General features: G+C 68.0%; 22 protein-coding genes. 9 read left to right on the forward strand and 13 right to left on the reverse strand.

Annotated elements, in window-relative coordinates:
• Positions 1–8 precede the first annotated feature (8 nt).
• Entirely contained in the window at positions 9–470 is a 462-nt protein-coding gene (locus OG884_RS02980; protein ID WP_326641860.1) for a hypothetical protein, read from the forward strand.
• A complete protein-coding gene (locus OG884_RS02985) occupies positions 467–898 on the forward strand; it encodes a hypothetical protein (RefSeq protein ID WP_326641862.1) in 432 nt (143 codons plus the stop codon). The genes OG884_RS02980 and OG884_RS02985 overlap by 4 nt, the downstream gene beginning before the upstream one ends.
• Before the next feature lie 100 nt (positions 899–998).
• On the opposite strand, the gene OG884_RS02990 is transcribed toward OG884_RS02985, so the two are convergent.
• The 3 genes from OG884_RS02990 to OG884_RS03000 form a co-directional block, all read right to left on the reverse strand.
• Positions 999–2,495 (reverse strand): carboxyl transferase domain-containing protein, encoded by a 1,497-nt coding sequence (locus OG884_RS02990; RefSeq protein WP_326641864.1) that lies wholly within the window; start codon positions 2,493–2,495, stop codon positions 999–1,001.
• A 52-nt stretch (positions 2,496–2,547) separates the two neighbouring features.
• Positions 2,548–3,705, reverse strand: a complete 1,158-nt coding sequence (locus tag OG884_RS02995) for a CaiB/BaiF CoA transferase family protein (protein ID WP_326641866.1) — start codon at positions 3,703–3,705, stop codon at positions 2,548–2,550.
• A gap of 416 nt (positions 3,706–4,121) precedes the next feature.
• Positions 4,122–5,114 carry a hypothetical protein gene (locus tag OG884_RS03000; protein WP_326641868.1) on the reverse strand — a complete coding sequence of 331 codons (993 nt, stop codon included), beginning with the start codon at positions 5,112–5,114 and terminating at the stop codon, positions 4,122–4,124.
• Between the two features lie 39 nt (positions 5,115–5,153).
• Between OG884_RS03000 and OG884_RS03005 the strand changes: the two genes are divergently transcribed.
• The 4 genes from OG884_RS03005 to OG884_RS03020 all read left to right on the forward strand — a co-directional run bounded on the left by OG884_RS03005 (position 5,154) and on the right by OG884_RS03020 (position 8,539).
• Entirely contained in the window at positions 5,154–5,546 is a 393-nt protein-coding gene (locus OG884_RS03005) for a hypothetical protein (RefSeq protein ID WP_326641869.1), read from the forward strand.
• A gap of 251 nt (positions 5,547–5,797) precedes the next feature.
• On the forward strand, positions 5,798–6,424 hold the full coding sequence (locus OG884_RS03010; RefSeq protein WP_326641870.1) for a hypothetical protein: 627 nt from the start codon (positions 5,798–5,800) through the stop codon (positions 6,422–6,424).
• Positions 6,425–6,444: 20 nt separating this feature from the next.
• Positions 6,445–8,040: a carbamoyltransferase C-terminal domain-containing protein gene (locus tag OG884_RS03015; RefSeq protein ID WP_326641872.1), complete on the forward strand. Its 1,596-nt coding sequence runs from the start codon at positions 6,445–6,447 to the stop codon at positions 8,038–8,040.
• Between the two features lie 31 nt (positions 8,041–8,071).
• Complete coding sequence (locus OG884_RS03020) at positions 8,072–8,539, forward strand: NUDIX hydrolase (protein ID WP_326641875.1); 468 nt, start codon at positions 8,072–8,074, stop codon at positions 8,537–8,539.
• Between the two features lie 180 nt (positions 8,540–8,719).
• Here the strand turns inward: OG884_RS03020 and OG884_RS03025 are convergent, their stop codons facing one another.
• On the reverse strand, positions 8,720–8,914 hold the full coding sequence (locus OG884_RS03025) for a hypothetical protein (protein ID WP_326641877.1): 195 nt from the start codon (positions 8,912–8,914) through the stop codon (positions 8,720–8,722).
• A gap of 11 nt (positions 8,915–8,925) precedes the next feature.
• Positions 8,926–10,524, reverse strand: coding sequence for a hypothetical protein (locus OG884_RS03030; protein WP_326641879.1), 1,599 nt, complete (start codon positions 10,522–10,524; stop codon positions 8,926–8,928).
• 218 nt (positions 10,525–10,742) lie between these two features.
• On the opposite strand from OG884_RS03030, the gene OG884_RS03035 reads away from it, so the two are divergent.
• Complete coding sequence (locus tag OG884_RS03035) at positions 10,743–11,339, forward strand: ATP-binding protein (RefSeq protein WP_326641881.1); 597 nt, start codon at positions 10,743–10,745, stop codon at positions 11,337–11,339.
• A 96-nt stretch (positions 11,340–11,435) separates the two neighbouring features.
• Here the strand turns inward: OG884_RS03035 and OG884_RS03040 are convergent, their stop codons facing one another.
• From OG884_RS03040 to OG884_RS03060, 5 genes are all read right to left on the reverse strand, one after another.
• On the reverse strand, positions 11,436–12,296 hold the full coding sequence (locus OG884_RS03040; protein WP_326641883.1) for a histidine phosphatase family protein: 861 nt from the start codon (positions 12,294–12,296) through the stop codon (positions 11,436–11,438).
• 64 nt (positions 12,297–12,360) lie between these two features.
• The gene (locus tag OG884_RS03045) at positions 12,361–12,564 is read right to left on the reverse strand and encodes a cold-shock protein (RefSeq protein ID WP_203954033.1); all 204 of its coding nucleotides are present in this window, start codon (positions 12,562–12,564) and stop codon (positions 12,361–12,363) included.
• Positions 12,565–12,965: 401 nt separating this feature from the next.
• The gene (locus tag OG884_RS03050) at positions 12,966–14,810 is read right to left on the reverse strand and encodes a hydantoinase B/oxoprolinase family protein (RefSeq protein ID WP_326641891.1); all 1,845 of its coding nucleotides are present in this window, start codon (positions 14,808–14,810) and stop codon (positions 12,966–12,968) included.
• A complete protein-coding gene (locus tag OG884_RS03055) occupies positions 14,788–16,875 on the reverse strand; it encodes a hydantoinase/oxoprolinase family protein (RefSeq protein WP_326641893.1) in 2,088 nt (695 codons plus the stop codon). Before OG884_RS03055 ends, OG884_RS03050 begins: the two co-directional genes overlap by 23 nt.
• A 177-nt stretch (positions 16,876–17,052) precedes the next feature.
• The gene (locus OG884_RS03060) at positions 17,053–17,499 is read right to left on the reverse strand and encodes a hypothetical protein (protein WP_326641895.1); all 447 of its coding nucleotides are present in this window, start codon (positions 17,497–17,499) and stop codon (positions 17,053–17,055) included.
• A gap of 338 nt (positions 17,500–17,837) precedes the next feature.
• Between OG884_RS03060 and OG884_RS03065 the strand changes: the two genes are divergently transcribed.
• Positions 17,838–18,497, forward strand: coding sequence for a thymidine kinase (locus OG884_RS03065; protein ID WP_326641897.1), 660 nt, complete (start codon positions 17,838–17,840; stop codon positions 18,495–18,497).
• Between the two features lie 389 nt (positions 18,498–18,886).
• Here OG884_RS03065 and OG884_RS03070 read toward each other — a convergent pair whose 3' ends face one another.
• The 3 genes from OG884_RS03070 to OG884_RS03080 form a co-directional block, all read right to left on the reverse strand.
• Positions 18,887–19,099 carry a DUF5999 family protein gene (locus OG884_RS03070; RefSeq protein ID WP_326641900.1) on the reverse strand — a complete coding sequence of 71 codons (213 nt, stop codon included), beginning with the start codon at positions 19,097–19,099 and terminating at the stop codon, positions 18,887–18,889.
• A gap of 491 nt (positions 19,100–19,590) precedes the next feature.
• On the reverse strand, positions 19,591–20,124 hold the full coding sequence (locus OG884_RS03075) for an ATP-binding protein (protein WP_326641902.1): 534 nt from the start codon (positions 20,122–20,124) through the stop codon (positions 19,591–19,593).
• A complete protein-coding gene (locus OG884_RS03080) occupies positions 20,081–20,413 on the reverse strand; it encodes a hypothetical protein (protein WP_326641904.1) in 333 nt (110 codons plus the stop codon). Before OG884_RS03080 ends, OG884_RS03075 begins: the two co-directional genes overlap by 44 nt.
• A gap of 261 nt (positions 20,414–20,674) precedes the next feature.
• Here OG884_RS03080 and OG884_RS03085 point away from each other — a divergent pair, with 261 nt between their 5' ends.
• Positions 20,675–22,027, forward strand: coding sequence for a helix-turn-helix domain-containing protein (locus OG884_RS03085; RefSeq protein WP_326641906.1), 1,353 nt, complete (start codon positions 20,675–20,677; stop codon positions 22,025–22,027).
• The last annotated feature ends 658 nt before the right edge of the window (positions 22,028–22,685 follow it).

A 22,685-nucleotide genomic window follows, 5' to 3' on the forward strand; every position in this document is an offset into this window, starting at 1 on the left:
TGCCGACCGTGAGTGATCCACCTGGGCGTAGAACGCAGATGCAGAAGGTCATACCGCCTCGGCTGCTGGTGCCCTATCTGGCCGGCAGACGCACCGTGATCTCCGGATATGTGTACCGGGTTCAGGACTGCGCGCGGCTGACCACCCCCGCGCAGCTCTTCGCCGGTCTCGACCTGGGGTTCGACGGCTCGGAGCTGACCTCCACGGTCCCGGAGATCTATCTGATGCGCTGGTACGCCCGCGACATGGACGCCTACGTCGTGCCGTACGGCCCGCACATGGGTGGCGACTGGAACGATTCACCGCCCTTCGCCGGAAACGGCTTCACCACCTCGCGGGATCACGTCGTGCCGCAGTTCCACACCACGCCCATGCCGATCCCCGCGGGAGCCGAGATCATCCACGTGACCCCCGGTGAGGAGCGTCGCTTCGGCCGCTACGACGGCCTGAGCTGGCGGCCCGCCTCATGAGCGCCGAGATCGAGCCGGTGGCCTCGGGATTCGCCGCCCACTACTCCGGCCGGACGTACGCCGCCGCCCTCGGCCCCGGCGCCACCGAGGTGGTGCTGTTCAACGAGGAGGCCCAGAAGGGCTTCGAGGCGGCCTCCGGTTACTGGCGGCTGGTCGTCGGGCGTGAGGACCTCGACTGGCTGGTGCTGGTCCGCACCGTCGGCGCGTTCGGCGGCGAGCCCTGCCTGGTCCTCGACGTCTCCGAGGAGAACGGCGAGGAGAGCCTGCACATCGCCTACACCGGGCACAGCGGGACGAAGGCCGAGGCCCTGGGCTACTGGATGGTCGACCACGGGGCGTACGAGGTGGTCGTCCCCCGCGACGAGGTCTTCTCCGTCCGGATCGAACGCCTGCCGGTCCCGCTCACCCCGGCGGTCTCGGAGCCGTGACCTTCCCTCGCGCCCGCCGTCCGCCTGAGGGCTCCCAGGTGACCTGCCACGACGCGCGGCCGGGGTGGAGACCCGCCGTTGTCCCGTCGCTGCCGCCCGCTCAGCCCACGCCGAGCCGGCGGTAGCGGGAGAGCCTGGTGGCGAGGCGGTCCGCGGGGGCCTGCCCCAGCAGAGTCGCGATCTCGTACTCCAGTGCCCGCGAGACCCGGTGGCAGAACGCCTCCGGCTCGTAGGCGGCGTCGGGGAACTCCGGGATGATCCGGTCGACGAGGCCGTCCCGGCGCAGGTCCGTGGATCTCACGCCCTGGGCCTCGGCGATCTCCGGGGCGAAGTCGACACTCCGGTACAGCAGCGCCGACGCCCCCTCCGGGGAGAGCGGCGACAGCCAGCCGTGCTGGGCGCAGAGCACCCGGTCGGCGGGGAGCAGCGCGAGGGCGGCGCCGCCCGCGCCCTCCCCCAGCAGCAGGCAGACGGTCGGGGCGTCGAGCATCACCAGGTCGGCCACGGAGCGGGCGATCTCGGCGGCCAGACCGCCCTCCTCCGCCGCCCTGGAGAGTGCGGCCCCGGCGGTGTCGATCACGGTGACCAGCGGCAGCCCCAGCTCGGAGGCCAGGCGCATACCCCTCCTGGCGACCCGGAGCCCGGCCGGGCCGAGCGGGGCGTCGATCCGCCGGCACCGCCGGTCCTGGCCGAGGATGACCGCGGGGACCTCGCCGAACCTGGCCAGGGCGAGGATCAGCCCGGGGTCGTGCTCGCCCACGCCGGTGCCGTTGAGCGTGGTGGCCTCGGAGGCTCCGAGCTCGAGCAGCGCCCGCACGCCGGGGCGGTCGTCGCGGCGGGAACGGCTGATCGCGTCCCACACCTGGACCACCGGGACCCACTCGTCCGGCTCGGGACCCGGATCCAGCCCCTCACGGGGAGCGCACAGCACGGCGAGCACCCGCGTGGCGACCCGCCGGGCGTCCTCGGCCGACACCACGGCGTCGACCAGGCCGTGGGCGAAGAGGTTCTCCGCGACCTGGACGCCCTCGGGAAACGGGTAGCCGTGCAGTGCCTGGAACACCCTGGGCCCGAGGAAGCCGATCAGCGCGCCCGGCTCGGCCGCGGTGACGTGCCCGAGCGAGCCCCAGGAGGCGAAGACACCGCCGGTGGTGGGATGGCGCAGGTAGACGGCGTACGGCAGGCCGGCGGCGCGGTGCGCGGCCACGGCGGCGGTGACCTTCACCATCTGGACGAAGGCCACCGCGCCCTCCTGCATCCGGGTGCCCCCCGAGGCTGGGGCCGCCAGCAGCGGGAGCCGCTCGGCGGTGGCCCGCTCGATCGCGGCGGTGAGCCGCTCGGCGGCGGCCACCCCGATCGAGCCTGCCAGGAAGGAGAACTCGCACGCGACGATCGCCACCCGGCGCCCGTCGAGCAGTCCCTCCCCGGAGATCACCGCCTCGTCGTATCCCGTCCTGGCTCGGGTCACGGCCAGCTCCTCGGCGTATCCCGGGTTGGCCGGGAAGGGATCGGCGGGCGGCTCGTCCCACGAGAGCCAGGTACCGGGGTCGAGGAAGGTGTCGATCAGGGTCCGCGCGTCGGGTCGCGTCGGGGTCATATCCGCGCTCCGCGGGGTGGCAGCTGGGCGCGGAGGCAGGTCCGCCCGCCTGTCAACTCTCCCGCTCCTTCAGCCAGGCGAGGACCTCGTCGTTGTGCTCGCCAAGGGCCGGCGGGGCGGTATGGCGCATGGGAAGATCGCCGTCGAAGCGGAGCGGCGGCCCCGGCAGCTCGATGGTGCCGAGCACGGGGTGGTCGACCTCGACGACCAGGCCCTGGGAGCGGGTCTGCTCCCAGGCGTAGACCTCGTCGATGGACCTGATCGCCCCCGCGGGCACCCCGAGCTCGCCGAACGCGGCCAGCCAGTGCGCCCTGTCGTGCTTGGTGAGCCTCCGCTCCATGTCCGCGATCAGCTCATCCCGATGCGTAAATCTCTCCATGTTCGTGGCATATTTCGCGATATCCGGGTCTATCTCCAGCAGGGTGGCGACCCTACGCCACTGCGCGTCGTTCGCCACCGCGATCTGGATCATGCCGTCGGCGCAGTGGAAGGCGCCGTACGGGGCGATGGAGGCGTGGTGGTTACCGTTGGCGACGGGCACCTGGCCGCCGACGGTCCAGGTCGTGCCGTGGTAGGAGTGCACCCCGGTCACCGCGGCCAGCAACGAGGTCCGCACGACCTTGCCCCGCCCGGTCCGCTCCCGCTCGTACAACGCGGCCAGCACACCGTAGGCGCCGTGGATGCCGCCGAGCAGGTCCGCGATCGAGGCGCCCACCCGGTACGGCTCGTCGGCCGACGGGCCGGTCAGGCTCATCAGTCCGGCCTCGCCCTGCGCGATCTGGTCGTACCCCGGCCTGCCGCCCTCCGGGCCGTCGTGGCCGAAGCCGGTGATCGACAGGATGACCAGGCGGGGGTTGAGCTCGTGCAGCCGCTCGACGGGGAAGCCCAGCCGGTCCAGCACGCCGGTGCGGAAGTTCTCCACCAGCACGTCGCTCTGCCGCACCAGGCGCTCGATCAGCGCCTTGCCCTCGGCGGACTTGAGGTCGACGGTGATCGACTGCTTGTTCCGGTTGGCCGCCAGGAAATACGTTGAAATATCACCATCGGGACCCGCGAACGGTGGGCCCCAGCCCCGAGACTCGTCACCTCCCCCGGGATGCTCCACCTTGATCACCCGAGCACCCAGATCACCGAGCATCTGCGTGGCGTGCGGACCCGCGAGCGCACGAGAGAGATCGAGAACGACGATGTCGCCGAGTGCTCCCTGCAAGATCAACCTCCGATGCGTGGCGACCGGACCCGGCCGGAGGAGCACTTCCTCCGTTCCCGGCCCGCTTGCCATGAGACTGGCACGATACTCGGATGAGGGAATCCCATGATCCCCCATACCGGTACCCGGCAGAACGGGCGGGGGGGAGATCATGAGACGTGTTAGTCACCAGCTCCCCGTCCACCGCCGACAGCGAGTCGGCCCCGCGCCCGCGGGGATGTTTCTCAGGCCGGTTCGGCTTCCACGCAGCATCGCGAGTCGATCTCCTGCGGGGATTTTCCCATCGTACCTGCCGGCGCGGACGCCCAGGTGCTTTTGGTCCTGCTTCTGTGGGGATACCTCCTCGGGGGCGATTTCTGCCCACATAGATGGAGAGGAGTCGACCGTGGACAGGAAAATGATTGGTTTTGGTGCTCTCAGGCGCTGAGTTCGAGAAAATCCCGGACGCTTGGAGTGTGACGGTATGGCCTCAGTTTTTTGCGGAGATCGGTGATCGCTCTGGATGGGCGGGTGGAGTCGACACCTCCGCTCTGTTCGAATGCCTGCCTTCCAGCCGCACAGGCTTCATCGATCTCACCAAGCGCGAGATGCGCCCCGGCCGCCCTGGTGAGATAGAGGGCGTTGTCTCGGACGTAACCATCGGCCGAATATTCGGCGGCACGGGCGGCCTCAAAGAAATGAAGCGCCTGCCGAGGGTGTCCCAGGTCGAGCGCGCACGATCCGGCGAGCATCTCAATCTCGCCTTCGGTCATCCAGTAGATCCAGGGTGGATCGTCATCGTGAGGCCCCTGCGCCATGGCGTCGCGGGCATGGGAAAGCTCCCGAGTGCAGGCGTACAGGCCATGTGATGTCTTGGACAGTGCGCGGGCGGCGCGAGCATGAAGCATCGACCGTACGCGTGGAGTCGTGCGCTGCTTGGTCTGGCTCTGAGCCGTCTGAACCAGGTTGACGGCGTCCTGAGGGTTACCGACGGAGTAGGTCTGGATGGCCATGAAGGCCAGGACGTTCGCACCGATTTCGGGATCACCCGCAGTAGCTGAAGCTCGCAGGGCGGTGATGAAGTACTTCTGTGCGGCGGCCTGGCGGCCCGCGTCGAAGTGTTGCCAGCCGCAGATACGCGCGGCTTCGCAGACGGTCGCGAACAGACGCCGCCCGGCGTCGGAGTTGTAAGCAGCCTTGTCGGCCAGCGAGCTGATCAGCTGAAGTTCCGCGATGGCGATCTGCCGTAGTTCTCCGCTGCCCAGGACATCGTCCAGATGACGCAGGTCATCCAGGCGTTGCTCAAGGTGGGAGACCATTCCGACGGTGAGCGTACGGCGGCCTGTCGAAGCCATGGGCAGCTGGTCGAACGCCTCACTCCACCGCATGGCGATGCCGCCCAGCGTCGCCCCCCTCTGTGCCAAGCTCAAGCGGGACAGGACGCCCGCTGCCCACTCGCCTACACGATCATGTTGCGGTTCGACGGGCCACCGTTGGTCGCCTCTCTCGCACTGTACGACGCGACCCGTTCGGCGGCGGCATGGGCGAGTAACTGGTTCGTCAACGGCACCAGAGCCGATGCGCATCTCACCTACAGCACCGCGACCCTGCACACAGCCAGTGGAAAAACCATCTCCCGGACTCCCCACGGGGAATGGGTTCCTGACGGAATCCTGACCGCCTACACCGCCTTCGCGGACGCTCTGGCCACCGAACAGCTTCCGCCTCACCAAGCCGGTGACCACCTGCGCACCCTGGCCATGGCGGAGGCGGCAGCCGCCTCCGCCCGATCCGACGGAATGTGGGTCGACGTTCCCACCTCTGATGTGCCCCGACACCCTGATAGAGATCACCGACGATGACCACCTCAGTCTTGGAGACTCCGTCCTGTCCCGCTGTGACACTGACCTTCGACGGACCACCCGGTGCGGGCAAGACCAGCCTCCTCGCCGCTCTCGTACCTGCCTTGGGTGATCGCTGCGTGTTCTTCTCCGAGCCCAACATCAAGCTCGCTGACGGCACACAAGCTCCAATCCACCCCGGTACCGCGGCCCACACCCTGTGGTATCTGCGATCCGAGCGCTTGCGCGCCACCGCACTACCAGCTTGCGCTGTGGCTCACAACGCAGAGGTGATGCTGCTGGACCGCAGCCATCTGGGAGTACTGGCCTACTCCTTCGCCACTCGCCATCCCGACGCGATTCCCTACGGCAAGTCCCTCGACTACTACCTGCGGCACATCGCCCCCGTCCTGCCCGCCGATATGCGCACGGTGATCCTGCAGGTAGGGGTCGAGGACAGCCTGCGCCGCCGCGGTGGACATCCCGCGCATCCGCGCTGGCAACAGTGGTACGACCCGGCCCTGCTGGAGCGAATGGATCTCTTCTACCGTGAGCACGCGCCCGAGTTGTGTCCACGACCGCCGTTGATCATCGAGACCAGCAGACTCGATCATGACGCCGTGGTGACGACCGTGGCCACCGAACTGGCTGCCTCCGGCGTCGGCCTTCCCTCGCATGTGACCACATCCGACTCCCACCCCATGATCGACGATGCTTTCGCGATCCCCTATAACGCCACCGGTGGAGCAGCCGTGCTCGGTGACCCTGTCACCTCCGCCTTCACCTACCGGGGCGGGCAAATGCAGATGTTCCAGCTCGCAGGTCTGCACCGCGTCGGCGACCACACCGTTCCATGGAACCCCCTGAAACCCGACGTATTCGCGGAGGCCGACTCGTGAGTGGAAAGACCCCGTGCGCAGTGGGCATCAACCTGGGCCACGACGGCGGCGCCGCCCTGGTCACGCCGAACACGATGATCGCCATTGGCGAGGAACGTCTCAATCGCACTCGCTACAGCCCTGGCTGGCAGGCGGCCATGCTCTACTGCCTGCGAGCCGCAGGAATGCGTCTGACCGACGTCGACCTGGTCGTGGTCAGCAACTTCGGCCGTTTCCAGGCGACCCCCGCCGAAACCGGTCTCGCTCACCTCGGCATCAGAGACGATCGCATCCGTATCCTCGACCACTATCTCTCCCACGCCTACACTGCCTATTGCCTGGGCCCCTACGACATCGCCACCGTGCTGGTCACCGACGGCGCGGGTAACAACACCGATACCGAGACCTTCTACCTGGCGAGCCACAGCGGCATCGAACGGCTCGGCGGCAACGACCCTGGCCGAGGTCGCCACGGTGGGATCGGCGCCACCTACGAAGCTTTCACTGAACACCTCGGCTGGCACGCTCAGGAAGCGGGCAAGACCATGGCGCTGGCCTCCTATGGCGACCCGTCCGCCTACCTCGCGCCGCTGTTCGATGTCCACGACACAAGGGTTTATGGGCGCCTGGAAGAGACCCACGCTCGCGGCGTCGCCGCTTTCGCCGCAGCGACCGGCTTCGACTTCGGTCCAGTCGGCAGTCGCGGCGACGATCCGCGCGGCGTAGACGCCGCCGCCTACCTACAGAGCCAGGTCGAACAGGTTCTGTGCAGTCTCGTTCAGGCGGTCATCTCGGTCACCGGCGTGAGCGATGTGTGTATGGCCGGCGGAGTCGCGCTCAACTGCGTCGCCAACGACAAGATCCGTCGTCTGCCCGGCGTGAGCGGCCTGTTCGTCCCGCCACCGGCCTCCGATCGCGGCCAGGCACTCGGTTGTGCCCTGTACGGCCTGCACCGGCTCACCGGCGAGCTACCCCGGCGTCCCATCGTCACGGATTCCTTCGGCCGCTCCTACACCGACGAGGAGATCGAGCTGGCCCTGAATCGCGACCCCCGCTCGGGCCTGGTCGAACGCCGATTTGCTCCATTCACCTGGCATCGGGAAAGCGACGTCGCCGCCTGCGCAGCGCAAATGCTCGCCAGCGGGCGTCTGATCGGCTGGTTTCAGGGAGGCAGCGAACTTGGCCCCCGCGCGCTGGGGAACCGCTCGATCCTGGCCGATCCGCGTAGTACAGCCAGCCGGGACGCGCTGAACGACCGGATCAAACACCGAGAGGTGTTCCGGCCGTTCGCGCCCGCCGTCCCCGAGGCCGAAGCCGCCCGCTGGTTCGATGTGAACGGTCCATCCCCATTCATGTTGCTCGCACCCGCAGTCCTCGACGCGGCTAGAAGCCGAATACCAGGAGTGGTGCATGTCGACGGAACCGCCCGTGTGCAGACCGTCGACCCGCTGGTCTCACCGCTTTTCGCCGCGCTCGTCGAGCACTTCGGAGCCCTCACCGGTGTGCCCGTCGTGCTGAACACGAGCTTCAACGACCACGAGCCGATCGTGGAGACCCCGGCGGATGCGCTCGCGACATTCCAGGCCGGCGAACTGGATGCGCTGTTCTTGGGCGACTATCTCGTGGAAAAGATCTGATCGAGGCAACTGACCTGGGAGGATGGCGATTGTGAGTACCCCGAAGATACGCGAGGCCGCCCGCGCCATTGTCCTGGACGAAACCAACCGCGTGCTGCTGCTTCGCTACGACGAGGGCGACGGGGTCTTCTGGGCCACTCCTGGCGGAGCACTCGATCCGGGTGAGGACCATCGGGCCGCCGCCCGCCGAGAACTCGCCGAAGAGCTCGGCGTGATCGACGTGGAACTCGGCCCGAAGGTCGCCACGCGCAGCAAGGAGCACCTGATCCAAGGAAAGGCCACCCAGCAGGTCGAGAGCTACTTTATCGTCCGGATTCCGGCCAACCATGTCGACCCCACACGGGCAACACAGACCGACGACATCCTCTCCTGGAAATGGTGGCCTCTGGCCGACCTGCACACCACCGACCAGGTTGTTTACCCGGCCGGGCTCATGGATCTGATCGACAGCTTCCTCGCCAACGGAGCGCCGGCCAACCCCATAGCGTTCACTGGTTGATGAGGAAACTGCTGATACGACTCAATACTGAGGGCATTTCAACGCCTGGGCGAGGTGCGGGCTGTCCTGCCAGATCCAGGCTTCCAGCTCCGGATCGATCACCACAACGGCGAAGTGCTCCCAGCTGCCCTTCATCCGCTCGGCGATGTCGTCGCGGATCGTGGCCGCCCCCGGGCTGCCCTACCATGCCGCGTCCAGCATCACGACGGCGTGGGCATATCTCCCCTCATAGGCACTGAGGATCTGATGGGCACGCAGATAGACACCCGGATCTCGCCCCTGGGTGTCGACGATGACGTCGAGGGCGGGATCGAACCGGTAACCGCCCGCGTACTCCACCGCGAAGTAGGCGTGATGGTCTTCCTCGCGTTCCACCACGCTGAGATTCATTCCTTGATCTGGGAAACGATGCTCAGGGAGCGAAGTTCCTCGTCGAGATGGCGGACGTGCTTGTTGCCCGCCCACGGCTGGAGCCGGGTACGAGCCTGCCGTACGGAGTCGGTGAGCTGACCGGAGCTGTGCGAGCCGGCGAGGTGCGCAGCACCGCGAATCTTGTCGACGGCGGCGGGGATCTCACGCTTCCGGGTAAGTGCCTCGGCGTAGTACAGCAGGGCCTCACCGTGAGCGATCTTGCGAGTCATGGGAATCGCCAACGCCTGTTCCGCTGAGTCGATCGCATCGGTGAGGCGTCCCCAGGCGAGCATGCAATAGGCGGTGTTCCGTTGCACCCCGATGGGTGTCCACCAGTAGAGATAGGAAGGATCGGCCTCGCTTCTCGGCTGGCTGACCAGTTGACGGGATCGGGCGAGGGCATGCTCGCTCTCCCGGACGCTTCCGGAGCGGGCCAGCGCGCGAGCCATGTCTATCGCGTGCAGCGATCGGAGAAGGGCGCTCGGACTCCGCCGCGCCCAGCCCTCAGCGGCGTAGATATGGTCGAGGGCCCGACCTGTCTGTCCTTGGCGGAGGAATATGTTGCTCAGGCAGGTGTGCAGGTAGGTGATCAGAGTGGGATCGGCGATCTGATGCGCGGCGCCCAGCGCTTCCCGGTAGCGGCGCTGCGCTCCCGCATAGTCCATCAGGTCGTATTGGAGATATCCGGCGAGTTGGCTGAGCTGGGCGTAGGCGTAGGTGAGTCGGTCGCGTAGCGCGGGGAGCAGGGTTTCACCGCGCAGCAGACCGGCGACCAACTCCCGCTGGGCATCGACCACGGGAAGCACGGTCTCGGGGCCGAAGTCGTCGTCCAGGCGGCGGCACCGGGCGGTCAGCTTCTCGATCACCTCGACGGTCCCGGCGTCCACCCGGCCGGAGGTCCGCACTGCCGTCGCCAGCCGGTCCTTCTCCGGCGGGGAGAGGTGACGCAGCAGCACGAGGGCGGGGGCGCCGCCCATCGCCAGGGCGAGCTCGAACAGCAGATCCCGTCGCTTCACATCGGCCTCCTCGGCTCTAAGGGCACGAAGCAGGGCGGCGCAGCCCGCAGGCGTCAGAGCAGCGGGAACCGTACCGCTCGCACGCACCGCTTCTAGCTCCATGCTGGCACGGGTGGCCACCGTGCCCGGGGCGTGGCGAGACCCCTGGGAATCGAGGTGACGATGATCCGTACGGTCGATGAGATCGCGGTCGTTCGGGCTGTAGGAGGCGTACATCTCATCGGTGACCAGACGCCGGGCGGTGGTGTGGTAGATCTGCGCGAAGATCGTCAGCGCCCTGGCGTTGGGACGCCGCTCCGAGTCCGGCCACCCCTCGAAGACATAGAGCCTGGGCACGCGCATCGCCGCCGTGCCGGCCGGGTCCAGGTCGTTGTAGGCGGCCACGGCCTGCGCACCGGTGAGTCCGTGCGCGTACCGGTGCAGCTTCAGCGGGCTGACATCGTGGTAGAGCGTGAAGATGTCCGCGATCTGATCGAAGCTGAAGCCCTTGGCCCGCAGCAGCTCGCTGTGCTTCCGGCAGTCGATCATGATGTGGTAACCGTCTCTGGACATCGCCATCAACTCCCGGCGTACGATGCAGACCAAGCGTCAGTCACGGATAGTACATGAATGACCACGGAAAGACAGAGGGGCGGGAATCCGAATAACGGGGACTACGGGAACGGAAATCACTTACCCCTGGCCGTCCGAGCAGTTCCCCCGTCAATGATCGGGATCCCCCGAGCCGAAAAACCGGGGATCTTCCTCACGGGCACCTCGCGCCAGAGTTCAGCCTTATGCGCCAACCTTTCAACCACGGCCACGAGCGACTCCGCCCGCCCACCGACTCGAACCTCCTCCCCAGCTCCTCAACCGAAAGAAGACCGACCCCCTTCTCCCTCTCTGAGGTCGGGCCGACCCCCACCTCCGCTCGGCCACGTCCTACCGGTCACCTGGTCTGGTCCCGCTCCTTCTCCGGTACGCCGGACCAGGTGGCCCAGGCCCGCAGGCTCGTCCGTTTCCTGCTCGCCGACACCCCCTGCGCCGACGATGCCGAACTGATCGTGTCCGAGCTGGCCGGCAACGCGCTGCGCCACAGCCGCAGCGGCGACGCGGACGGCTCCTTCACCGTCGAGGTCGTACTGGGCCGCGCGTCACCACTCCGGCACGGGGGCGAAGCCATCGGCATCCTGATCACCGTGCACGACCAGGGCGGGAACGGTGTCCCCTGGTTCCGCAGGGAGCAACCGCCGGACCCGAACGAGGAGAACGGCCGCGGCCTGGCGACCGTCGCGGCCCTCGCCACCCGCACCGGCTACCAGGGCGGTCCCACCATCGGTCACCGAGTCTGGGCCTACCTCTCGGCACGAGAGGACACCGCGACGCCTCCGTGAGAGGACTCCATTGTCCAGTCGCCACCGGTCAACGTCCAGTGTCGGTGCTCGGCACCGGACGTGCGGGGCGCGAAGCCCGAATCTCGACGGCCCCGCCTACGAGATTGCCCCCCGCAGGTGGCCCACCTCGTTGAAGATCTCGGGCCTGGAGCCGCGCCACACCGAAACCGAGGCGTTGCCGACCGGGCCGAACGCCTCGACGGAGCCGATCGGGACGTCCTCGATCACGTGCTTGAACATCAACACCACCGAGTCGTGCGCGACGATCAGCACCCGCCGCCCGGCGTGCCCCGCGCGCAGTTCCTCGACCACCTCGCGCACCCGGTCGGCGACGTCGGGGTAGCTCTCGCCCCCGGGCGGCCGGAATCCGGCGTAAAGACGCGCCGTCAGGTTCTCCTCCTGCCCGGGAAACCTCTCCCGGAGCGCGATCAGGTTCATCCCCGACCAGCGTCCCATGTCGTGGTCCCTGAGCCTCGGCTCCAGCCGGACCTCGGGATCCACGCCCAGTTCGGCGGCGACCAGTTCCCAGGTCTGCACGGCCCTGCGATATGGCGAGCAGAGGACGAGGTCGGGCGGGTCCCCACCGGCCAGACGCCCCCCAGCCCGGCGGCCTGCTCCCTGCCCAGCGGGGTCAGCGAGACGTCCCGGTCCCGGCCTTCCAGGACGATCGCCCTCCCGGCGCGGAGAGCCTCCTCGAAGGCCACGTTGGACTCGCTCTGACCGTGCCGCACCGCAGTGATCATTAAGGTCATGCCTACAGGAAAACGTCTTCTCTCCCCCTGGGCAAGACCGGCGGATCTCGCGAACCGGCCGCCCGGCCCGCAGTCCTCGGCGACCGCCCGATATAGCCGGAACATTCGAGAACCCACCACGTCCCCGGGCGAAGGTCGGGTCGGAGATGACAGGGCCGGAGCATCCGAAGAACCTGGCGATGCCCGGCGACGGACGGGCGGACATGAAGCGAGCCGGGGCCCGCACCCTCGAAGGGTGCGGGCCCCGGCCCGTGCATTGCCGTGCTACGTCAGACCGGAACGATGTTCTCGGCCTGCGGGCCCTTCTGGCCCTGCGTGACGTCGAAGGAGACCTTCTGGCCTTCCTGCAGCTCACGGTAGCCCTGGGCAGCGATGTTGGAGTAGTGAGCGAAGACGTCGGCGCCGCCGCCGTCCTGCTCGATGAAGCCGAAGCCCTTTTCTGCGTTGAACCACTTCACGGTTCCCGTAGCCATAACTTTCTCCTTCGATAGGGGGCAGAGCCGGAATCCGCACTGTGCGAACCCCGCGTCGCCGCGATGAGCCCATCCGGAGATGACCGGGAAAACAAAATGCACCTGAAGGTCATCCGTCAGGTGCACACAAGGTTTCATGGGTACCACAACCGCAACTGCTTTCAGGCTACCACCTTCGCGGCCTCACACACGAACCCGGCCGGGCCGCCGCCTGTTCGCCGCCCGGCCCCCTCCGGCGTGCTGCCGCCTTCCCCGCCCGGGCGCGGGAGCGGGCCCATGCGGCGAGGCCGTCGCGGTCGCCAGTCGCGCCGTCTCCCGCACCCTCCACCGCCGAAACTGACGGTGGAGGGTGCGGGTAACAGATCATGCCAGCCATATCAATCACTTAAGGTGATTTTTCACTACATGAGGTCCAGCTCCGCGTACGGCAGGCCGCCCGACAGGGTGGGGAAGCCCGGACCTCGATCGAAGAAGGGCCCGTCGGCCGGGATGAGGGCACGGAGCTTCGCCCGACGGGTCTCGGTGGCCTCGGCGTCCACCCGGAGGTCATCGCGGGGGCCGGACAGGATGACCCCGTAGTCGTCGTGGGCCCCCTCGATCGAGACCTTGCCGTCTCGGACGTCGGCGGCCACCAGGGCGGGGTCGCGGTCCAGGGGGGAGCCCCAGCCGCCGCCACCCGTGGTGCGCACCCGGATGATCTCCCCCGCGCGGACCGGCGAGTCGTCCACCAGGCCCTCCATCTCCCTGCCCTCGATCTCCACGACGAAGGGCCGGCCGGCCCGGCCGCCGTTCACGCCCCAGCAGGACAGGATCGAGCGGTCCGCGATGGACATGAACGAGGCGTCGCGGAGCATCCGCAGATGCTTGTCGTAGCCGAGGCCGCCCCGGTAGAGGCCGGGGCCGCCGGAGTCGCGGGCCAGGCCGAGCCGCTCGACCCGGAACGGCCAGCGGGACTCGGCGAACTCCACCGGGATGTTGCGCGAGTCCGGCACCACGTGGATCGTGTCCTCCCCGTCCGCGTACCACCGGCCGCCCGAGCCGCCGCCGAGGACCTCCCGCATCAGATACGGGGTGCCGTCCAGGCCGTCGCCGTAGACGCCGGTGTAGCGGATGGTCTCCTGGTCGGCGGGCATCCGGCCGCCGGTCGCCTTGGCCAGCACCCCGGCCAGCACGCCCAGCAGGCGCAGGATCACGAACGTACGGGCGTTGGTGGGGGCCGGGAAGATGGGGGTGAGCAGGGTGCCCTTCTCGGGGAACCGCATCTCGATGAGGGGGACGACGCCCTCGTTGACGTCCAGTTCGGCCATCCGCTCGGGGGTGTCGGCCAGGTTGCGCAGGATCGGCGCCAGCCACTTCTTCAGGAACACCCCGTCGGCGTAGTCGCCCGCGTGGTTGATCGGCCCCTTGGCCTGCGGTGAGGTACCGGTGAAGTCGATGACCAGCGGCACCTGGGCTGAATGGTCGACGGTGAGGGTCATCCGCTGGGTGTGCAGGCGGGGGGAGTCCACGCCGTCGTGCTCGGCGTAGTCCTCCCACACATGCGTGCCCTCGGGGATCTTGGCCAGCAGTTCCCTGCGGAACGTCTCGGTGGTGTTGGAGATGATCGCGTCGAAGCACGCCTCGACCGCCTCGCGCCCGTACCGGTCGAACAGCTCTCCCAGCCGTCGCGCGCCCATCAGGCAGGCCGAGCACTCGGCGTCCAGGTCTCCGGCCAGCGAGTCGGGCATCCGCGAGTTCCGGGTCATGATGGTGAGCGCCGCCCGGTTGGGCACGCCCTCGTCCCACAGCTTGATCGGCGGGACCATCAGCCCCTCCTCGAACACGCTGCGCGCGTTGCTCGGCATGGAGCCGGGCACGCCCCCGCCGATGTCGTCGTGGTGGCCGAACGCCTGCACGAAGGCGACGACCTCCCCGCCGTGGAAGACCGGGACCGTCACGCACAGGTCGGGCAGGTGCCCGATGCCCCCCTCGGACAGGTAGACGTCGTTGTGGAAGAACACGTCGCCGGGCTTCATCTCGGTGACCGGGAAGTCCCTGACGATCGGCTGGACCAGCGCCGAATAGGACCTGCCGGTCAGCTTGCGCAGCCGTACGTCGTGGATGCCGGCGCGGAAGTCGTGCGCGTCGCGGATCATGGGCGAGCGGGCGGTACGGGCGATGGCCGTCTCGACCTCCATCTCCACGGACGCGAGCGTCCCCTCAACGATCTCCACCAGTACCGGGTCAGCCGTTCGCGTCCGCTCCACGGCGTACCTCCAGGTTTCCGAACTCGTCCATGGTCGCGGTGAAGCCCGGGTGGACCGGCAGCGTGGAGCCGTACTCCTCGATGACTGCGGGACCGCTGATCTCGGCTCCGGCCGCCAGGTCGGCGCGGCGGTGGATCGGGGTGCTGCGCCACTCGTCGTAGCAGACCTCGCGCCAGGTCGCCGGCTCGGGCCGGCTCGTACCGTGCGCCCGTCGTCCGATGGCGGGGCGGGTGATCGGGCCGATCCCGGAGACCCGGAGGTTGACCCACTCGACGCCGTGCCGGGGGTCGTCGCGGTAGCCGTACCCGTAGAGCTTGTGGTGCTCGGTGTGGAAGCGGTCCAGCACCTCGGCCCGCCACGCCTCGTCCAGCGGTCCGGCCGGGGCGGGCACCCTGACCTCGTAGGCCTGGCCGTAGTAGCGCAGGTCGGCGCTGCGCGCGTAGACGTGCGCCTCCGCTGCGAAGCCCTCGCGGTCCAGGGCCGAGGCCGCCTGTCCCGCCAGCTCGCCGAAGATCTCCGCGGCGGCCGTGAGTGAGAGGTCGCGGGTGACGAAGGTACGCACGTAGTCGTTCTTGACGTCCACGGTGAGCAGCCCGAACGCCGAGACGTTGCCGGGGTCGGGCGGGACGATCACCGAGGGCAGGCCGAGGATGTCGATGAGCCGGCAGACCAGTAGCGGTCCCGAGCCGCCGAAGGCGACCATGGGGAAGTCGCGCACGTCCAGGCCGCGCTTGACGGTGATCTGGCGGATGGCGTTCGACTGGTTGAACGCGCTGATCTCCAGGATGCCCGCCGCGGTCCGTTCCGGGGTCAGTCCGATCTTGCCCGCGAGCGCCTCGATCCCCTGCCGGGCGGCGTCGGCATCGAGCGGGATCTCCCCGCCGAGCAGGTGCGCCGGGACCCGGCCGAGGAAGACGTGCGCGTCGGTGACGGTGACCTCGGTGCCGCCCCGGCCGTAGCAGAGCGGTCCCGGGTCGGCCCCCGCGGACTTGGGCCCGACCTTCGGCGTGCCCTCCGGGGAGATCCACGCGATGGAGCCACCGCCCGCGCCGACGGTCACGATGTCGATCATCGGGATCTTGCAGGGGTAGCGGCCGATGCCGCCCTCGGTGGTCAGCGACGGCTCCCCGTCGACGACCACCGCGACGTCGGTGGAGGTGCCGCCGCCGTCCAGGGTGATCACCGAGGGGTGCCCGGCGGTGGCGGCGATCAGCGCGGCGCCGAGCGCGCCCGCGGCCGGTCCGGAGAGCACCGTGGTGATCGGCTGGTGCACCACCTCGGCCGCGGACAGCACTCCGCCGTTGCTCTTCATGACAGAGAACGGCAGGCCCGCACTCACGACGCCTGTCTCAGCCGCCTCCAGACGTTCGGCCAGGTTGGCGATGTAGCGGCGCATCGTCGGTTTGACCGCGGCGTCGACCAGCGTGGTGACCGAGCGCTCGTACTCGCGGTACTCGCGCAGCACATCGCACGAGATCGAGACGACGGCGTCCGGGTGCTCCCGTTCCAGGACCTCCCGCATGCGCAGCTCGTGGGCGGGGTTGGCGTACGAGTGCAGGAAGCAGACGCCGATCGCGGTGATGCCGCGGTCGCGGAACCACCGGGCCGTCTCGACGGCCTGCTCCTCGTCGAACGGCCGTACCTCGGCCCCGGTGTGGTCCAGGCGCCCGCCGACGGTCCTGACCCGGTGCACCGGGACGATGCGGGGCGGTTTCACCCAGAAGTAGGAGTTGCCGTAGCCGTCGGGCACGCTCTGGCGGGCGATCTCCAGGATGAACTCGAAGCCCTCGGTGGTGACGAAGCCCAGGTCGGCGATACGGTCCTCAAGGAGCTGGTTGGTGGCGACCGTGGTGCCGTGCACCACCGCCGACACGGCTTCCAAGGTCACCTCCTCGGCCCCGGCCGCCTTTCTGAGGACCTTCCACACCCCCTCCATGAACCCGTCGGCGGGATTGGCGGGGGTGGAGGGAGTCTTGGTCGTGGTGATCTCACCGGTCTGCTCGTCCACCGCGACCACGTCTGTGAACGTGCCCCCGGTGTCGACCCCGATACGGACGCTGCGCATGCCCCCGTGTCTACCCAGTCCCGGCGAATCCGCAAATCGGCGGACCCTGCCGAAGCTACGCCCGATCCTTGGGCAGTGTTGGCGGGGGGAGTACCGGTGGACGTCCGGAGACGCGAAAGGCCGGCCCTGCCGGAGATTGTCCGGAGGCCGGCCCGCTGGAGATCCGCGGTGCCTGTTCTAGCGGCGCCGGGGACCCATGGTGGTGTTGATCACCGAGTCGGCGTCGTGCGCGTGGACCTTGGCGGCGAGACGGATGGCGATCTCGTTCGTACGGCGCAGCTCGGCCTCGACCCTGTCCTTGCCGGACTGGCCGACCTGCACGCCGAAGTAGGCGCCGATGATCGCACCCGAGACGCCGACGAGCCCGGCGAACGGCGCGGTCGTGTCACCCCCGCGCAGCGTGATCACCGCGAAGCCGATCAGGATGACCACGAGCCCCACGATGACGACGTAGAACCCGTACCGCCAGCGAGCCGCCTCGGCCTGGGCGGCGACGGCCTCGTCCTCACTCATCATCGCCGCGAGCGCCACCGGTATCTCCGCGGTCTCCGCGCTGGAGGAACCGGAGGTCAGGGTGGCCGGGGTCTTGCCGAGGGGTGGAGCGGTCTTGTTGGTGGTCGTCACTGGTTCTCCCACTTTCCGATATGCCAAAGGGAATCTCCCACGCTTTTCACGGTCAAGCCAAGTCAAGCCCAGTCAGGCTATGTCAGCCGGGGACCACCCACTTCTACCAGCACATCTTCCCCTCAAACCCCCTCGTACCTCCCGTCGTTCACCCTCGGCCGAAGACCATAACCTTTCAAGCGGACGTCCGAGAATGGACCGTTGCAAAAATCGAGAACGGCCTGCTCTGACCCATCGGCCCCCCGGTACCGCGGGGATCGTACGGCCAGCGAAAGCGACAAACCGGTCATCAGGGGTGGAGATCGCCGACCACGTCGGAAGTACTAGGCTGGCGCCCCGTGACCGAAACGTCTGCCCTCTCCGCTGTTCCCGCCGTCTCCCGGGACGGGGTGCTGCGCTTCTACTTCGGCCCGATGGACTGCGGCAAGTCCACACTGGCACTGCAGATGAACTACAACCACGGCCGCCAGGGCAGGCGCGGCCTGGTGCTCACCAAACACGACCGCTCGGGCAGCGCGCAGGTCACCAGCCGGATCGGCCTGGGCAGCGAGGCCGTCGAGGTCGACGACGACCTGGATCTGGTGGCCCTGGTCCGCACGCACCAGCCCATCGACTACGTCATCTGCGACGAGGCATGCTTCTACACGGTCGCCCAGATCGAGCAGCTCGCCGACCTCACCGACGACTACGGCGTCGACGTCTACGCCTTCGGCCTGGCCTCGGACTTCCGTTCGCGGATGTTCCCCGCCGCCCAGCGACTCTTCGAGCTGGCCGACGAGATCAACCGCCTCCAGGTCGAGGTGCTGTGCTGGTGCGGACGCCCCGGGCGCCTGAACGCCCGGGTGGTCGGCGGCAGGATGACCCGTACCGGCGAGCAGGTGGTCATCGGCGACACCGGCGCCGCTCCGATCCGCTACCAGGTCCTGTGCCGCCGCCACCACCGCTCCGGCGAGCTCGGCCTGCCCGGTCTTCCCGGTCTTCCCGGTCTTCCCGGCTGACCTTCCCCCGAGCGGGCCCGGGCCAGTTCCTCGTAGCACCAGGGGCAGACGACGTCTGAGTGGATTTCAACCTTCACCTACCGCTGCAACCGGTGCGGAGGGCCGCTCATTCCGCGGTGTCGCCCGCGGCCACGCGGCACCTGGTGAGACGGAGCGGTCAGTACGGCAGCCGCCTGCCCGCCGGAGTCCGTAGGTCCAGGGTGAGCCGGGCAGCGGAGCGCGACCGCCTGCGGATGTGGATCCGACGCATCGTCAGCTGACCTTCTCGGGCTGCCGGTCGCCGGTCGGCTGCCACGCCCCGGGCGCCGGGACCGGGACGGAAAAGAGCCGCCGGGGCACCCTCCCCTGGTGAGAGGGCAGGCCGGCGGCCGGATGGGAGGCCGAAGCCCTCATGCCGCCCCAACACAGTGGCTGTGCTGGGCGGGAATGCCGCGGTGGGCGGGAATGCTACGTCCGTCGGGCATAAGCTCCCCGGTGTCCTCGAAGACCACCACACCGTTGCAGAGCAGCCCCCACCCCTGCTCTGGGTAGGAGACCACGAGACGCGCCGCCTCATGATCAAAAGCGTCCGCGGACGGACAGCGGGGTATGTGCTGGCACACGGTCTTGCTCCGATCTTGATTGACTGTGGGAAGGATTCCATGCTCAGAGGGAGACGGCGCGGACGATCTTCCCGGCCGGCCCCGCACCGGCTTCACGAAATCTTGCCTTCGCAGCCGTGCCGGCACTTCGTGCGCTCCAGCGCGACCAGGTTCTGGTGGGCGGCCCCGGTGGCGACCGCGGGCTCCTCCGCCGGCGTCACCGCGTCCGTCTGTCCGATGACCCGAACATGACGCGGGATCTTCTAGCGGCGTTCTCTGAGCAAACAAGTTGTTAATTTGTCGCCTTTTTGGTGCTAATTAACCTTTGTCTACACCCGTACATGCCCATCGTCGATAGAGCCAGGGTCTTGTCCTGGTAGAGCATTCTTTGCGATGGGAGGTCTCCCGATACGACGACAGACTTTCCCAGCCGAGGTGGCATTATCACGAAGTCCTGCGACGAGGAGGCCGTGACCGAGGCGAGGCGTCGTAGTCAGGCCCCACATCGACGGCTACCGGCCGGGCAAGCCGAGTTCGAACCAGATGACGGTTCCGCTGAGGTCGCGGTGGAAGCCCCAGCGGGTGGCGAGCTCGTTGACGAGCATGAGTCCTCGGCCGCCGGTGGCGTCCAGGCCGGGTTTCCTCGTACCGGGAATCTCCGAGGCGCCGGGGTCCTGGACGGTGATCAGTACGCCGTGGGGGAGGAAGGCCACCGTGACGACGAACTCTCGTGGCGGGTCGATCGGTCCCGCGTCGCGCGGTCCGCTGGAGTGCTCGACGGCGTTGGTGGCGAGTTCGCTGGTCAGGAGTACGGCGTCGTCGCGGAGCGGGTGGTCGTCGCCGAGGACTTCGGTGACGAAGATACGTGCGGGCCTGACCTGGTCGGGGGTGGCCGCGAACCGCTGAGAGAAGACGGGGGTGTGACCCAGGGGTGCCGACCATCCGGGGATTCGGCCCAGGTGCGGTGACCGCATGGCGCTGTCGGCTGGTGTACGGAAGCGGTCAGCGAGTACGCCGACGAGTGCGGACAACAGGCGTGCTGGCATCTCGGTCACCTCCCGTGCTCTCGGTCGTGTCGCTCTCGTCGCTCGGGACTGGGTCGTCTGTGCTGGGGCGGTAGTTCTCGATGTTCTGTATCTGTGCGGCGAGTTCGGCGGGGGTGTCGGCCTCGATCAGGCCGATGTGCTCTCGGCACCAGGTGGGGGAGAGTGCCCAGTAGCGGCTGGTGGCCTTGCCGTACCAGAGGTGCCAGCCGGTGAACCGCAGCGCCGGCGGATGCAGCGCTCCGGCCTCCTCAATGGGCTCGTGCCGGGAGGTGGTGTCGACGGGGGTCATGCCTCACCGCCTTGCGGCGTGGTTCGCGCCTGCCCAGTCCGGGCCGTACACCCGGCGGCGATTCTCGTTCATACGGCGGGGTGGCCGTCGTCGTGGCCGGTTGCGAGCCGGTCACGGTCAGAGTGCTCAGAGGGCAGAGGCGTCTCCTGTCATCACTCACAAAAGGTGACGCTATGAATGCGGAGAGACACTGACATCAGTGCCGCTGATACTTTGGCGCAGGGGGAGGTCAAGCCGGTCGCACCGGGTTACCTTGAGGCCATGGCCTACTTGGACCCGGCGGCGGAGAGTGTGGGAACCCGTGTGCGGCGCGCTCGTAAGCGCGTGGGCATCACGCAGAACGAACTGGCCCGGCGCGTCGGTCGCGCCCAGTCCTGGGTGTCGGCGATCGAGAACGACAGCCTTCCCCTGGACTCCATCGCGCTGGTCAACACCCTCGCCCAGGCCCTGCGCACGCACCCCAACGAGCTCACCGCGCGCCCCTATCGGGGTGACAACCCGGCGGAGGATCGGGGGCACGCGGCGATCCCCGAGATCCGCCGCCAACTGGAGCGCTACGACCTCGACCCCGAATGGGCCGGCGAGGTGCGATCGCTGCCCGAGCTGCGCGCCGCGATCGAGCACGCCTGCCGGCTGCGGATAGAGACCCGCTACACGGAACTGGCCGATCAGCTCCCGGCGCTGCTCTCCGAACTCCAGGCGGCGACCCACCTGTACGCCGAGCCTGACCGGAGCGCCGCCTTCGGACTGCTCTGGTCCGCTTACCGGGCAGCGGACTCGGTCGCCTACGACCTGGGGTACGCCGACCTTTCCCTGATCGCGACCAGCCGGACCCACTGGGCCGCCGAACGTTCGGGGGATCCCTACCACCTGCCGGTGGCCACGTGGCGGCGCGCGCGGAACCTGTGGGCCAGCACCTCGTGGAACGACGCGCTCACCGTGCTCGACTCGGCCTGCGCGAGCATCGAGGACGAGTACAGCGCGGGTCAGCCGGAGGCGCTGGCCGTCTGGGGCGGGCTGCAGCTGTGCGCCGCGATCACCGCGGCCCGCAAGAACGACGCCGCCGAGGCGTGGTCGCGACACCGGCTCGCGGGTGAGGCGGTCACCCGGCTCGGACCTCGCCAGCGCACCAACTACTACGAGATGTGCACCAGTCAGACCAACGTCGACATCCACGGGGTCGCCGTCGCGGTCGAACTCGGTGACGGCCCCCAGGCTGTGAGCCGGGGAAAGACGGTCCGGCTCCCGAAGGGCCTTCAGGCCAACCGCGTCGGATACCACCATCTCGACTACGCCCGAGGCCTGCTCTGGTGCGGCCAACGCGAGGCCGCCACAGCCGAACTGGAACACGCCGAGAAGGCGGCCCCCTCCTCATCCGCAACCACCCCATGGCCCGGCAGGCCGTACGAACCCTGCTGGACCTGGAGCGCTACAACTACCGCGAACGCATCCGCCGCCTCGGCGTCCGCATGCACATTCTTTAAGAAGTCCGGCCTCCGGCGAGCCGAGCCTTATGGGTTCAATCTCCGGCTAACACTTCAACCTCCTTTTCTCCTCCGCCAGGAGAATCTCTTATTGCGGCAACCAATACTTGATCCTCGAAATCCTTTTTGAGAACAAAATCAGCATCATAGGGTACTGCATCCTTTTGGGATACGGACTCCCAGCGGTCCATCTTCATTCGCTCGGCCACCTCGACCGACGATCGAATATTGTCGGCAAACCATATGGTAACCGAAGGGCTATCCCAGGAATCGCACCCGGATAATTCACTGTAAGAGGCGCCCCACTCTTCGCGGAACGAGTTTTCAGTAGCTTTCATTACCGTGACGGAATATTTTTCCGCTCTGGTCTCACATGCGGCTGAACAGCCCCCGGAGGCAAGCATTACCGAAACGGCAGCCAGTAGAGCTCCGGTAAAGGAAGGCAGTTTTCTAACCACGCCAAACAACTCTTCCTCCGTACCGGACCTCTTTCTTTTTACTATTTAAAGTTGCCATGCGTCCCACCTCGTACTCCCGCGCAGCTATCGCCCCTAGATGTCTCACCAGGGTCTCAAACCCCTTGCCTGGCGGCGCCAGCCAGTAAGTCTTTTTCAATTCGCCACTGTGGTCATTTGCATAATTCAAGGCGATGCCATTATTCCAGCGGTCTCGTACACTATCGGGGTAGTTTTCCTTCCCTGTCCCGGCCTCGTGGGCCTCGGCGACGTCCACATCTCCATCACCGCCGACACCTACGCTTACGTCCGGCTCCGCCTACAACGCGACGC

Origin of the sequence: Streptosporangium sp. NBC_01755 (genome assembly GCF_035917995.1) — a bacterium.
Taxonomy (GTDB): domain Bacteria; phylum Actinomycetota; class Actinomycetes; order Streptosporangiales; family Streptosporangiaceae; genus Streptosporangium.

Bases quoted from the DNA above. Each gene is read 5' to 3' on its own strand.
- OG884_RS02985 (WP_326641862.1), top strand. From the start codon at position 467: ATGAGCGCCGAGATCGAGCCGGTGGCCTCGGGATTCGCCGCCCACTAC.
- OG884_RS02990 (WP_326641864.1), bottom strand. From the start codon at position 2,495: ATGACCCCGACGCGACCCGACGCGCGGACCCTGATCGACACCTTCCTC.
- OG884_RS03005 (WP_326641869.1), top strand. From the start codon at position 5,154: ATGTTGCGGTTCGACGGGCCACCGTTGGTCGCCTCTCTCGCACTGTAC.
- OG884_RS03030 (WP_326641879.1), bottom strand. From the start codon at position 10,524: ATGGCGATGTCCAGAGACGGTTACCACATCATGATCGACTGCCGGAAG.
- OG884_RS03035 (WP_326641881.1), top strand. From the start codon at position 10,743: ATGCGCCAACCTTTCAACCACGGCCACGAGCGACTCCGCCCGCCCACC.
- OG884_RS03040 (WP_326641883.1), bottom strand. From the start codon at position 12,296: ATGTCCGCCCGTCCGTCGCCGGGCATCGCCAGGTTCTTCGGATGCTCC.
- OG884_RS03045 (WP_203954033.1), bottom strand. From the start codon at position 12,564: ATGGCTACGGGAACCGTGAAGTGGTTCAACGCAGAAAAGGGCTTCGGC.
- OG884_RS03055 (WP_326641893.1), bottom strand. From the start codon at position 16,875: ATGCGCAGCGTCCGTATCGGGGTCGACACCGGGGGCACGTTCACAGAC.
- OG884_RS03075 (WP_326641902.1), bottom strand. From the start codon at position 20,124: ATGCCAGCACGCCTGTTGTCCGCACTCGTCGGCGTACTCGCTGACCGC.
- OG884_RS03080 (WP_326641904.1), bottom strand. From the start codon at position 20,413: ATGACCCCCGTCGACACCACCTCCCGGCACGAGCCCATTGAGGAGGCC.
- OG884_RS03085 (WP_326641906.1), top strand. From the start codon at position 20,675: ATGGCCTACTTGGACCCGGCGGCGGAGAGTGTGGGAACCCGTGTGCGG.